Source organism: Streptomyces sp. NPDC054961, assembly GCF_053609145.1.
In genome coordinates, this window is the sequence record NZ_JBSGWY010000008.1 from 190110 (window position 1) to 202367 (window position 12258).

General features: G+C 74.6%; 8 protein-coding genes and 2 pseudogenes. 4 read left to right on the forward strand and 6 right to left on the reverse strand.

The genetic code is table 11. The features are described from left to right. Positions 1 to 223: 223 nt before the first annotated feature. From ACWF9Z_RS11165 to ACWF9Z_RS11180, 4 genes are all read right to left on the reverse strand, one after another. Positions 224 to 619, reverse strand: a complete 396-nt coding sequence (locus ACWF9Z_RS11165; protein WP_453600249.1) for a PPOX class F420-dependent oxidoreductase — start codon at positions 617 to 619, stop codon at positions 224 to 226. 156 nt (positions 620 to 775) lie between these two features. Then, positions 776 to 1813, reverse strand: coding sequence for a hypothetical protein (locus ACWF9Z_RS11170; RefSeq protein ID WP_453600252.1), 1038 nt, complete (start codon positions 1811 to 1813; stop codon positions 776 to 778). A 65-nt stretch (positions 1814 to 1878) separates the two neighbouring features. Further along, complete coding sequence (locus ACWF9Z_RS11175) at positions 1879 to 2361, reverse strand: DUF456 domain-containing protein (RefSeq protein ID WP_453600255.1); 483 nt, start codon at positions 2359 to 2361, stop codon at positions 1879 to 1881. A gap of 24 nt (positions 2362 to 2385) precedes the next feature. Beyond that, on the reverse strand, positions 2386 to 3363 hold the full coding sequence (locus ACWF9Z_RS11180; protein ID WP_453600257.1) for a helix-turn-helix domain-containing protein: 978 nt from the start codon (positions 3361 to 3363) through the stop codon (positions 2386 to 2388). A gap of 202 nt (positions 3364 to 3565) precedes the next feature. On the opposite strand from ACWF9Z_RS11180, the gene ACWF9Z_RS11185 reads away from it, so the two are divergent. Continuing rightward, complete coding sequence (locus tag ACWF9Z_RS11185; RefSeq protein ID WP_453600260.1) at positions 3566 to 7372, forward strand: S8 family peptidase; 3807 nt, start codon at positions 3566 to 3568, stop codon at positions 7370 to 7372. Between the two features lie 1774 nt (positions 7373 to 9146). Then, positions 9147 to 9986 carry a protein phosphatase 2C domain-containing protein gene (locus ACWF9Z_RS11190; protein ID WP_453600263.1) on the forward strand — a complete coding sequence of 280 codons (840 nt, stop codon included), beginning with the start codon at positions 9147 to 9149 and terminating at the stop codon, positions 9984 to 9986. A 148-nt stretch (positions 9987 to 10134) separates the two neighbouring features. On the opposite strand, the gene ACWF9Z_RS11195 is transcribed toward ACWF9Z_RS11190, so the two are convergent. Continuing rightward, positions 10135 to 10350: a hypothetical protein gene (locus tag ACWF9Z_RS11195; protein ID WP_453600265.1), complete on the reverse strand. Its 216-nt coding sequence runs from the start codon at positions 10348 to 10350 to the stop codon at positions 10135 to 10137. A gap of 131 nt (positions 10351 to 10481) precedes the next feature. On the opposite strand from ACWF9Z_RS11195, the pseudogene ACWF9Z_RS11200 reads away from it, so the two are divergent. After that, positions 10482 to 11293, forward strand: a pseudogene (locus ACWF9Z_RS11200) (thiamine pyrophosphate-dependent enzyme); the annotation flags it as partial. 149 nt (positions 11294 to 11442) lie between these two features. Further along, complete coding sequence (locus tag ACWF9Z_RS11205; protein ID WP_453600268.1) at positions 11443 to 11889, forward strand: ATP-binding protein; 447 nt, start codon at positions 11443 to 11445, stop codon at positions 11887 to 11889. 78 nt (positions 11890 to 11967) lie between these two features. On the opposite strand, the pseudogene ACWF9Z_RS11210 reads toward ACWF9Z_RS11205, so the two are convergent. Next, positions 11968 to 12171 (reverse strand): annotated as a pseudogene (locus tag ACWF9Z_RS11210) (DUF2637 domain-containing protein); the annotation flags it as partial. Between the last annotated feature and the right edge of the window lie 87 nt (positions 12172 to 12258).

The window sequence follows — 12258 nt, forward strand, 5'->3', positions numbered from 1 at the left end:
TCTCGGGGCCGCGGGGGGCGGGGGGCGCGCGCGGGCGCGGCCCCCCCCCGCCCCCCGGGGGGGGCCCCGCGGTCCCCCCCCGGGGGGCGCGGGGGGGGGCCCCCCCCCGGGGGCCCCCGCGGCCGGCCCGGTGGCGGGCCCCCCGTCGGCCCCGCCACCGGCCCGCAGCCGTGTCCCGGCCCTGTGTGTCGCGGCCGGCCCGGTGGACCGTCCGCGTCGCGGACTACGCGTCCAGGCCCCAGGACAGCACGCGGTGCGGATGGATGCGGATCACTTCCGGGCTGAAGTGGGGAACCAGGGAGTGCGGGCCGACTTCCAGGGTCGCCGCGCCGCGGATCTCCACGCCGCGGACCTTCCACGGGCGGGTGCTGACCAGGTCGTCCACGACCAGGGACAGCCGGGGATTGCCCGCCAGGTTCCGCCACTTCTTCGTCGTGCCCATCGCCAGGCCGCCCACCAGGATCGTCCCGTCTTCCTGCGGGAAGAACCCCACCGGGTTCGCCTGCGGCTGTCCGGCCGCGTCCACCGTCGCGAGCCGCCCCAGGTGCTGTGACCGCAGATAGGTCAGTTCCGGCTCGCTGAAACCCTTGAAAACCTCGGCGCCCGTCAAGTCCGTCATGGGAGAGACGATCCCAGCCCCGGCCGCGCACCGCATCGGGCCCGCGACCTACGCCCCGCGGCCGAGGCCCCGCTCCACAGGACTAGGACCTGTCCGGCCCGAAGTCCCCGCGGGCGAGGGGAGGGGAGCGCCGAGCGTGCGCGCGCCGCGTCCTCCTCAGCGCCATTCCCCGGCCCAGTACGCGGCCCGCACCTCCCCGTCCGCGAAGTCCCGCCGTGGCAGACGCAGGCCGAGGGACTGGTCCAGGGCGTGGAAGTACAGCTCGTACGTGTTGGTCAGTCCGGGATGGTCCAGCTCGGCACGGCGCAGGGCCCCGTTGAGGAAGTCCAGTTCGCCGCCGCGCCGATAGGGGGCGCGGCCGCGTTCGTACCAGATCAGTTCCAGCATGCCCCAGTCGTCGTCGACGCGGCGGCCGTCCCGCTCGTAGTCGAGGGTGTAGATGGCCTTCGCGGAGGTGGCGGTCAGGCGCACGCTCTCCTTGATCCCGAGCGCCGCGTACGCCTCCTTGTCGGCGAAGGACCCCGCCGGCGTGTCGTGGTAGAGCAGGAACGTCCACTCGCCCGCCCGCCCGAAACAGCAGCTCTCCGCGTGGCGGTCCCAGTAGGCCCGGCCGCCGTCCACGGCCTGGAGGTCCTTCAGGCGCGTGCCGGCCGCCACCTGCCCGGGATCGGCCCCGTACAGCAGGGCCAGCCGCTCGGCGTCCACGGTCTGACCGGGCGCCGCGCGGTAGAAGGCGAGGGTCGTGTACGGGTCCTGGTCGCGCCAGGAACCGGCTATCCAGGCGAGCCCCTCCAGCGGGTCGCGCCCGCACGCCTCGACCGTCCCCGTGTCGTCGAGGACGCCGCCCCGGAACCGTCCGCCCCACACCGGATCGATCCGGTCCAGCGCCCCGGCCACCTCCTCGGGGCCGCCGCCGCGCCGGCGCATCTCGGCCTCGGCGATCAGGTAGAGCGCCCGGTCGAGGTCGCGGGTGGCGAAGACCTCCCGGTACGGGCCGTGCCGGCCGTGCACCGTGCCGTTCTCGTCCACCAGCAGGCACAGGCTCTCGTCCCCCGCCTCCTCGGCGCGCTCGGCATACTCCTCCAGCTCGTCCTCCGAGCGCGCCACGGGCGGCAGCCCGACCTCGTGGAGCAGGGGGTGTCGCGCGGCCGTCCGCTGCCAGGCCTCCGCCAGGGTCCGCTCAGTGATCGTCATGCCGTCAGGATAGGAAGGGCCACTGACAGCAGGCCGGCCCCCGCGGCCGGTTCACCGCACTGGGCCTAAGCCCACAGCAGTGTTCCCACCCACGCCCCCAGCACCAGCAGGCACGCGAACAGCTCCACCAGCACGCTCGTCCCCACCGCCCGCATCACCGCCCGGACGGAGGTCCTCGCCTCGCCGTCGGAGCCGAGCCGCAGCCGCTCGCACACATAGATCCCGCCCACGAAACCCGGGACCGCCCCCACCACCGGCACCAGCACGAAGCCCAGTACCGCACCCGCGCCCGCGTACGCCGCCATCCGGCTGGTGACGCCCGCTCCCCGGAGCCGGCGCGGCGGCAGCAGCCACTTCACCACCTGCACCACCAGCAGCAGGGCCGTCGTGGCGGCCAGCAGGGTCCACGCCGCGGCCGACCGCTCGTGCAGGGACCACCACAGCACCCCGGCCCAGACCAGCCAGGTCCCCGGGACGCCCGGGACCAGCACCCCGGCCACTCCGAGCACCAGCACCAGCCCCATCAGGAGCAGCGGAGGCAGATCCATCTGCTCAGCCTGCCTGACCTGGGGCTATCGGGCCACCCAGCCCCGTTCGTACGCGTGCCAGCCCAACTGGAGCCGCGTCGTGACCCCGGAGAGCTCCATCAGGCCCTTGACCCGACGCTGGACCGTCCGCAGGCCCAGCTCCAGGTGCTTCGCCACGCTCGCGTCCGTCATGCCCGCCAGGAGGAGCGTGAGGATCTCCAGGTCCGTGGCGTCGGGCGCGCCGTCGCCCTCCTCCGGCGAGCCCGTGGAGCCCAGCCGCAGCGGCAGCGACTCCCGCCAGACCGCCTCGAAGAGGCCCATCAGGGACTCCAGCAGGCCCGACGCGTGCACGACCAGCGCCGCCGGCTCCGCGCCCCGCGCCGTCAGCGGAACCATCGCGAGCGTCCGGTCGGCGATCACCAGCTTGGTCGGTACCTCGGCCGTCACCCGGATGTGCTCGCCGCGCGCCAGTGCCGTCGAGGCCTCCCGGATCCCGCTGGGCCCGGCGAGCACCTCCCGTTCGATGACGACCCGGTACGCCACGCCCCGTACGGAGGCCCGGTCCTCCGCCTCGTTGTCCGTGGCGGCGACGACCTGCGGCCGCCCGGTGACCAGCGCGCACACCTCCTCCGTCGCGCCCAGCTGGAGCTGGTGGAAACGATGGGCCACCGCGCTCGCGCCCGTCACCACCTCCACCAGATCGTGCACGGCCGGTTCGGCGGCCTCCGCCCGGTACTCCTCCGCCAGCAGCACCGCCGCCAGTTCGGCCTGCTCCAGTTCGTGCCGCTGCTGGGTGAGCAGCGCGCCCAGCGCCACCCCCGGTGGGGCGGCCACCCACCGGCCGGGCCGGGCCGAGGACTGGGCGGCGAGCCCGTGCCGTTCCAGGTGGCGCAGGGCCCGTTCGGTCTGCTGCACGGGCAGCGTCAACCGGTGCGCGAGATCGGGTATTTCCGCCGCGCCCAGCGCGACCAGCGCGCGGTAAGCGGACTCCTGTCCCTCGTCGAGACCTATCGCTCCCAGCATCCCGTCCACCCCAACCCTCTCGGCGCCGTTCCTGGCGGGAAGCGGCCACGGCGCAAACCCGCCCGCGACATCATCGCCGTACCCCGCGCCCCTCTGCCAAGGTGACGCCACCGCAGCACCAATATTCGCTGGCCAGGCGCCATGTGCGCGGCGATTTCGCCGTGCATCGAAGTGGTTGGCCGGAATTCACCTGGGGAGAGCGATGCGCCCGATATCGCGTACGGCACTGGGAGCGGCCATCGCGGCCGCATTGGCCGTCACCGCCGTGGGTCCGTCCACGGCACAGCCGAGAGACGGAGCGCCCGGAGCGGGTACCGGAACGGCGAACAGGCCCCTCACGGGGAGCGAGGCGGCCTCGAAGCAGCCCACCACCCCCGTCACGGTGACCCTGGTCACCGGCGACCGGGTCCTGGTCTCCACGGACGCGGCCGGCCGCACCGCCGCCACCGCGATGCCGCGCGAGGACGGTTCCCAACCGGTCGTGCAGACCCGCCAGTCGGGCAAGGACCTGTACGTCTACCCCGAGAGCGCCGTCAAGGCGCTCGCCGCGGGCCAGGCCGACGAGGAACTCTTCAACGTCACCGGCCTGATCCGGCAGGGCTACGACGACGCGCACGCCGGGAAGCTGCCGCTCATCGCGGTCTACGAGGGCTCCGCGAGCCTCGCGCGCAGCGCCCCGCCGGTCCCGCGCGGCGCCGAACGGTCCCTCGTCCTCGGCTCCATCGGCGGCGTCGCGCTCGCCGCCGACAAGGCGAAGGCCGCGGAGTTCTGGGCCGACGTCACCGGCAGCGCCACCAACGCCCACACCCGGTCCTCGGCCTCCGCCCCGCTGAAGAAGCTGTGGCTGGACGGCAAGGTCCAGGCGAACCTGGAGCGTTCCACGCGGCAGGTGAACGCGACGGCCGCGTGGGCCGCCGGATTCGACGGCACGGGCACCAAGGTCGCCGTCCTCGACACCGGCACGGACCTCGAACACCCCGACCTCAAGGGCCGGGTCGCCGAGGCGAAGAACTTCACCGACTCGGACACGGCCGAGGACCGTCAGGGCCACGGCACCCACACCATCTCCACCGTCGGCGGCTCCGGCGCCGAGAGCGGCGGGGCGAAGCGGGGCGTCGCCCCCGGCGCCCAGCTGCTCAGCGGCAAGGTCCTCAACGACGCCGGATACGGCCTGGACTCGTGGATCATCGCGGGCATGCAGTGGGCCGTCGACAGCAAGGCCGACGTGGTCTCCATGAGCCTCGGCGACCCCTCCCAGCTGTCCTGCGACGACCCGATGGCCGCCGCGACGGAGGCCCTGGCCCGCAGCGGCAACACGCTCTTCGTCATCGCCGCCGGCAACTCCGGCCCGGGCAACAACACGGTCTCCTCGCCCGGTTGCGCGCCCAGCGTGCTGACCGTGGGCGCCGTCGACCGCGACGACACGACCGCCCCCTTCTCCAGCCGCGGCCCGGCCGGACTGCAGCACACCCTCAAGCCCGAGATCGCCGCGCCCGGCGTCGGGATCTCCGCCGCCGCCATGGGCGGCCGCGGGGTGTACGCGTACCAGTCCATGTCCGGCACCTCGATGGCCACCCCGCACGTCGCGGGCGCCGCCGCCATCGTCAAGCAGCGCCACCCCGACTGGACCCCGCAGCAGATCAAGGCCGCGCTGGTCGGATCGGCGAACACCGCGGTCCCGGGCGACGTACGGGAGACCGGCGGCGGCCGCCTCGACGTCAAGGCCGCCCTCGACACCACGGTCACCGGCGCCCCCTCGCTCCAGGGCGGCGCGTACGACTGGCCCCAGGACCGCAGCGACCGCGTCAGCGTCGAGGTCCCGTACACCAACACGGGCGCCGAGCCCGTCACGCTGAACCTCTCCGTCGAGAAGGTCACCGGCAACGACGGCTCGGCCGTCCGCGGCCAGGTCGCCCGCCTCGAGCGGCGCACCGTGACCGTCCCGGCCGGCGCCACCGTCACGGTGCCGCTCGCCCTGGACCCCTCCGCGAAGCTGGAGCGCTCCCAGTACGGTGGCGTCACCGGCCGCGTCGTCGCCACGGCGAACGGCGTGCACGTCTCCACCCCCTTCTCCCTCTACGTGGAGCCGGAGACGGTCACCCTGCGCGTCAAGCTCATCGACCGCGACGGAAAGCCGGCCGCCGGCCCGTCCTCGCTGGACGTGATCGGCACCGACGACGCCACCGGCAGCCGCCGCTTCAACGAGGGCGCCGTCGACCAGGTCTACCGGGTCCGCCCGGGCGCGTACTTCCTCTCCGCCTTCGTCGGCACCCCCGACGCCGGCGAGAACGCGACGATGACCGACTCGCTCACCTACCTCGGCCGTCCTCAGACGGAGATCAAGAAGGACACGGTCATCGTGATGGACGCCCGCAAGGCGGCCAGGCTGAGCATCGAGACCGACCGGCCGGCCGAGGCGCGCAGCACCACCCTCGCCTTCTCCCGCTCCTGGGACGAGGTCTGGCTGCACGCCGGCACCGCCCTGGGCGGGCGCACCGTCCGCGGCTACTACGCCTCCGTCGAAGGCAGGGCGAAGGACGGCGCGTTCGAGTTCGGCAGCTACTGGCGGGCGGCCGCGCCGCTGCTCTCCGAGCTGAAGGCGAACGGCGGCCCGGTCCTGCACCCGATCACCGCCTCCACGGGCAGTGACAACCTCGACGGCACCGGCAGCGCCCCGCTCGTCGACGCGGGCACGGGTACGCCGCAGGAGCTCGCCGCCATCGCCGCCAAGGACGCGATCGTGCTGGTGAGGACGGCCGACGACGCCCTGTACGAGGTCGCGGAGAACGCGAGGGCGGCCGGGGCCAAGGCCGTCCTCGCCCACCGCGACGCACCCGGCCGCTGGCAGGGCTTCACCGGCTACGCGGGCGGCTCGCTCCCGGCCATGTCCATCGAGGCGGACGAGGCGCGGGCCCTGCTGGCCAAGCTGGCCGGGGCCCCGCAGGGCGGGGTCACGCTGAGCTGGAAGGGCAGCGCGAAGAGCCCGTACGTCTACAACCTCGCCCAGATCGAGAAGGGTCCGGTCCACGGCGACCGCACCTACCGGGTGCGCGACCGCGAGCTCGGCGCCGTCGAGTCCGCCTACGCGTCGATGGGCGTCGCGGCCGACTTCATCGACATCACCGGGGCCTACCGTCCGCTCGGGACCGCCGTGTTCTTCGGCAGCATCGACACCGTCGCGGTGCCGGGCAAGCGCACCGAGTTCTACTCCGCCGGGGACACGGCCTGGGAGCACCTGGTCGCCAGCAGCTTCCCCTGGGGCGAGTTCATGACCGACCGGCAGCGCACGTACGAGGCGGGCTCCCGGCGCGCCGAGAGCTGGTACGACGGGGTCATCGGCCCGGTCGCGTCGCGCGACACCACGGGCAAGGAGCAGCTGGCCGCCGAACGGCAGGGCAACCTGATCGGTTTCAGCTCCGCGATGTGGGGCGACAGCGGGCACTACGCGCAGCAGGGCGGCTTCGGCGACCTCGGCAACGTCTCGCTCACGCGCGACGGCGCGCCGATGGGCGACAGCGGCTACCCGTCCGGGGTCTTCGAGGTCCCGGCCGAGGAAGCCACGTACGAACTGACCCAGCAGCTGGAGAAGGTCGGCCAGCCGGCCCGCACCTGGCAGCGCTCCTCCGGGATCCGGACCACCTGGACCTTCCGCTCGAAGCTGGACGCGGCGCAGTACTCGCAGGCGCTGCCGATCCTCTTCCCGCGGATCTCGGCTCCGCTGGACGGGATGAAGACGCTGGCCGCGGCCGACGGCCAGAAGATCGGCCTCGGGGTCAGCGGGCACGCGGGCTACGCGCCCGGCGCGCTCAAGTCCGCCGCGCTGTCGTACTCGTACGACAACGGTGAGCACTGGACCGCGGCGAAGACCGGTGAGCACGGCGGGCAGTGGACCGCGACCGTGAACCACGCCGGGGCCGCAGGCCAGCAGGTCATGCTCAAGATCGAGCTGACCGACGTGAACGGCGCCACCGTCACCCAGACGGTCGCGCGGGCGTACGACGTTCGCTAAGTCGTACGGCTGAAAGGGGGAGGGTCCATCGGACGGCGGTCCGATGGACCCTCCTTTTCGTGAGTTCGCCGGATTCCGTCCCGCCGGGAGCCGGAGAATGAGGGGCATGAGTCAGCAGGGTGCGGGTGCGGGCACGGGCGCGGAAGACTGGTGGCAGAAGCTCTACGAGGACCCCGAGACGGGACCGGAACCGGATCCCCGGGACACGCTGGACCACCGCTTCCGCTCGGCGGCGGTCCTGGTGACCGAACCCACCGCCGGCCCCCCGGCCCCGGGCCCCGCGGGAGCCCCCGCTCCGGAGCGGGGACCGGGGGCCGGCCCTGCGCGCGGCCCGGGCGCCGGTCCTGGGCCCGGCTCCGGTCCTGGCGCCGGCTCCGGTCCCGGCTCTGACCTCGGTCCCGGGGCCGGCCCCGGTCCCGGCTCTGGTCTCGGCCCTGACTCTGGTGCTGACCTCGGTCCTGGCTCCGGCTCTGGCCCGGGGCAGGGTCTTGCTTCCGGGCTGCCCGGACAGCGGCGGGAGCCCGACCGGGCGCCGACCGGCGGGCCGGAGCAGGACCCCACCGTGGCCTTCGGCCGTGAGCCTGGTGCCGGTCCCGAGCGTGAGCTGCGCGCCGGGCGCGCTGCAGGGCCGTCGTACGCCGGTCCTGATCCCTCTACCGATACCGATACCGATAGCGATACCGATCGCGGACCCGTGCACGCGGAGCGGGCGTCCGGCCCCTGGCCCGTGTACGCCGCCCCCGATCCCGATCCCGGGCCCGCGCAGGCGGAGCGGGAGTCCGGCCCCTGGCCCGTGTACGCCGCGCGTGATCCCGATCCCGCCCCCGGGCCCGTGAACGCGGACCCGGAGCCCGGGCCCCGGCACGCCGCGCCTGATCCCGATCCTGATCCCGGGCCCGTGTACGCCGAGCGGGAGCCCGAGCCGGGCCCCGCATCCGCCGGGTCGCTGCTGCCGCCGCCGCGGGACCCGCGGGAGGGAGGGCAGACCTGGTACGCGCTCGGGGACGTCGCCGTCCCGCCCGCGCTGCCCGACGAGGATCCCGCGGAACTGCCCGCCTGGCGTTGGAGGCTAGGGGGCGACGAACCCGCCGCGGTTGCCATCCCCCAGCAGGGGCCAGCGGGTCCGGAGCAGGACTCCGCCTCCGTACCGCGGTCAGCCGGTCAGGTCGGACCGGGCGAACCCCCCGGGCCGGGTGCTCGGACCGGTATGGGTGATCCACCCGGACCGAGCGGTCCGGGCGGACAGGGCGGGCACGGCGGCCAGGGCCGGCTCGACGGTCAGGGCTGGCCGAGCGGACCCTACGAAGCAGACGGCCAGGGCCGAGCGGCCGGGCCCGCTGGTTCGGCCGGGCTCTCCGACTCGGCGGGGTCCGCCGGTCCCGCGGGATCCGGATCCGAAGGGGCGATCCGATCCGGCCCGGACGGTGACGGGTCCCGCATCCGTACCGACTTCGCGGCCGGAGCAGCCGGGCCGGCGGGGGCTACCGGTTCGGCCGAAGCGGCCGACGTGGACGGCGGGAGGTTCCGGTCCGGCACCGGCTTCGCGGCCGGAGCAGCCGGAGCAGCCGGGCCCGGCGGGCCCGCCGGGCCAGCGGGTGTGGCCGGCGTGGACGGGGGTGGGTCCCGGGCCGGGACCGGCTTCGCACCCGGCCCCGCCGGAGCCGCAGGGCCAGCCGGAGCCGCCGGGCCCACCCCGGCAGCCGCGCCGGCCGCGCCGGCGGGTCGGGACCCGTCGGACCCGGCGGGGCTGCGGCATCCCGTCCCCCCACGGCCAGTGGTCACGCATCTCGGGGACCGGCCGCCCACCTACGCCGCCGAGCCCGTCGCGCTGCCCGCCGCCGATCCGGCCGGGATCGACGCGCTGACGCCCGACACGGTGCTCGAGGGGGCCCAGTACGGCGGCTACACCCTGCGCGCCGCCTCGCTGCGCGGGGACTCCGCCCGGTTCCGCGGCGAGGCCCGGCGGGACTTCCTGCTCACCGCCCGCTTCGGCGCGGGACCCGACGCCCTCGTCCTCGTCGTGCTCGCCGGTGGGGACCGGGCCGCGCCCGGCGCCGCGGCGGCCGCGGCCGAGGTGTGCCGCCTGGTCGCGGGCGCCGTCGGGCGGAGCCAGGAACGGCTGGCCGACGACATCCGCGCCGGGCGGCGCGACGCCCTGCGCTCCGGACTCCAGCGGCTCGTCGACCGGGGCTACGGCAGGCTGCGCGCCCGCGCCGCCGAGCTGGGTCTCGCGGAGGACGCCTACACGACCGGGCTGCGCGGGCTGCTGCTGCCGGTCGATCCCGGGTGCCACACCCGGGTCTGCTTCGGCGCGGGTCCGGGCGGACTGTTCCGGCTCCGCGGCGGGCAGTGGCGCGATCTGGAGGAGGCGGCGCCGCCGACGGAGACCGGATTTCGCTTCCGGGCCTCCGTGGCCCGCCCCGGCGACACCCTGCTCCTGTGCTCCAGCGGCCTCGCCGAGCCGATGCGCGAGGAGCAGCCCTTGTCCGCCGAACTCGCCGCCCGCTGGTCCGAGGGGGCTCCGCCGGGTCTCGCGGCCTTCCTCGCCGACACCCAGCTCCGCCTCAAGGGCTACGCCGACGACCGCACGGCCGCCGCGGTCTGGGAGGCGTGACCGGGCGAACCGTGCGGGGACGGGAGGCGCACCGGCGGAACCGAACGGGAAAGGGCGTCCCTCCATGGCCGAGCAGAACGGGGCGGAGCACCAGGACGCGCGCGGCAGCGCCCCGCGGCGCGTGGCTGCGGGGCGCCCAGTCGGGGTTTCAGTCGACCATCTGCCCGTCGCCCGTACCGCCGACGCACTTCATCCCGACCACCTTTCCGCCGCCGTCCACGCACTCACCCGGGGTGAGGCTTTCGGTGTGGGCCGTGGCGGTGGCGTTGTGGGTGGCGGCCGTGGCCGTGGCGACACCCGTGAGGCCGAGTCCGGCGAGGGCCGCCGTGGCGATGACGGCGGCGAGGATTCGTCGCATGCGCATATGGTTTCCCTTTCACGGATTGCCTCGATTGGGGCACTACTCAGCTTGATCTTCACCCATGTGGGTGGCGCGTTGGATTACTCCATTCGGGTGAAATCGGCCGTGCTCGCCTTCCCCTCCGCAGGCATCACCGGTATGGCGATCCGTACGACGTCGGCCTGAGCGGGCCGCTCGGCCACGGCGCGGCCTACGCGAGCGGCTGTGAGAGCGGCCTACGGGGCCACCCCGCATGCGATCCGGACCTCCGGGCCGAGCGCCTCGGCCGCCGCTCCGAGCTGGATCTCGCGGTCCGGGGCGCCGTACGGGAGATCCTGCGCGCGCCGGCCGACGAGGCCGCCGTCTTCACCGCCGACACGGGCATGTGCAACGTCCGGGCGGCGCGCTATCTTTCCCCGAACGGCAAGCGCCGCACCATCGGATCCGTGCGTCACCGTTCGCCGGCCGACGCCCTCCCGCAGGTCATCGGGGCTCAGCTCACCGATCGCGGACGTCAAGTGGTGTCGATGTCGGGCGACGGTGGCTTCTCCCTGCCGAGGGGAGATTTCCTCACCCTGGTGCAGTACGGCCTCCCCGTCAAAGTGCTCCTCTTCGGCAACTCGTCGCTCCACAGGGCCGATGGGGAGGTGCCGGTTTCCGGCCTGCCCTCGTACGGAACGACGAACGAGGACACGACGTCGCGGCGATCGCCCGCGCGGCCGGCGCGCACGGGGTCCGCGGGGCCAAGGCCGAGCAGCTCACGGCGGCTTCGAAGGACGCCTTTCCGCACGAGGGACCCGCCCTGGCGGAGGTGGTCACGGACCCCGGCGCGCCGTCCCATCCGCCGAGGAACAGCGCCGGGAGGGTGACCGGATCCGCACGGTCGTCCCGCAGGACCGTGCCGGACGGCGGGGCCGGGCGGATGCTCCAGATGGCTCGATCCCGCCTCCCTGACGTGCCGCGCCCTGAGCCCGTATGCGTGCGGAATTCCTCAGAGGGCATGCATCCCGTAGGCCTGTTCGAGAGGCGGGCCGTCCGGCAGCGGGTCATACGGGGAGGAACATCGCCGTGCGGGTGGGGGCGAAGACCGGGAAGCCGTGGAAGAGAGGGCGGCCGGTGACGCGAGAACCGGCCGGGGACGGGGGAGCGGTGGACCCGGCGGGGATCACCCGCAGCGTGCGCCGGGCGGATCTCAAGGCCGTGGGCGAAGTCCGCAAGGCACTGCGGGAGTTGATGCGCCACCGTTGCCGGCTCGAGGCCACCGACGTGGCCGAGTTATTGGTCACCGAGCTCGTCACCAACGCCCTCGTCCACACCGATCAAGGTGCGGAGGTGTCCGCGACCCTGGCCCGTGCCCGCCTGCGGGTGGAGGTCCGGGACTACGCCGCCCGCAGACCCCGGCCGCACGTACCGTCCGCCGACGACGGTACGCACGGCAGGGGACTGGTCCTCGTCGAGGAACTGGCCGACGCCTGGGGTGTGGACGCGCTGACACCGGCGCTGGGCGGGGGCAAGGTGGTGTGGTTCGAACTGGACAGCCGGAGCGACGCGGGTTCCGCCTGAGGGTTCGGGCGGCACCCGCGCCGGGAGTCCGGTCTCCCGTGGCTCCGGTGCGCGGCTGCTCCTGGCTCCGGGGCCCGGTCAGCCGAACTGCTGCTCCAGGTCCTTCAGTTTGCGCTCCAGCGAGTCGAGCCGGGGAAGCGTCTGGGTGTCGTCCTCGGCGGTGAGGTCCACCATCCGGGGACTACCCGCCGCCTCGGCGGAGTCCGTTCCGGTCACGGCCTGCAGGGAGGGCCGGCGTCGCAGGGGCAGCTGACCCGCTTCCGCTATGGCCGGCTCCGCGCCGCCCCGCCCGGCGGCCCGTGACGGGGCCGCCCCCCCCCATGGCAACAGGCGGGCGCCGGCCCAGCGCCCCAACCCCCCGGTAATCCG

What these genes read in the sequence shown, in the direction of transcription:
- ACWF9Z_RS11165 (WP_453600249.1), bottom strand. Translation starts at nt 619, where the DNA reads ATGACGGACTTGACGGGCGCCGAGGTTTTCAAGGGTTTCAGCGAGCCG.
- ACWF9Z_RS11170 (WP_453600252.1), bottom strand. Translation starts at nt 1,813, where the DNA reads ATGACGATCACTGAGCGGACCCTGGCGGAGGCCTGGCAGCGGACGGCC.
- ACWF9Z_RS11175 (WP_453600255.1), bottom strand. Translation starts at nt 2,361, where the DNA reads ATGGATCTGCCTCCGCTGCTCCTGATGGGGCTGGTGCTGGTGCTCGGA.
- ACWF9Z_RS11180 (WP_453600257.1), bottom strand. Translation starts at nt 3,363, where the DNA reads ATGCTGGGAGCGATAGGTCTCGACGAGGGACAGGAGTCCGCTTACCGC.
- ACWF9Z_RS11185 (WP_453600260.1), top strand. Translation starts at nt 3,566, where the DNA reads ATGCGCCCGATATCGCGTACGGCACTGGGAGCGGCCATCGCGGCCGCA.
- ACWF9Z_RS11195 (WP_453600265.1), bottom strand. Translation starts at nt 10,350, where the DNA reads ATGCGCATGCGACGAATCCTCGCCGCCGTCATCGCCACGGCGGCCCTC.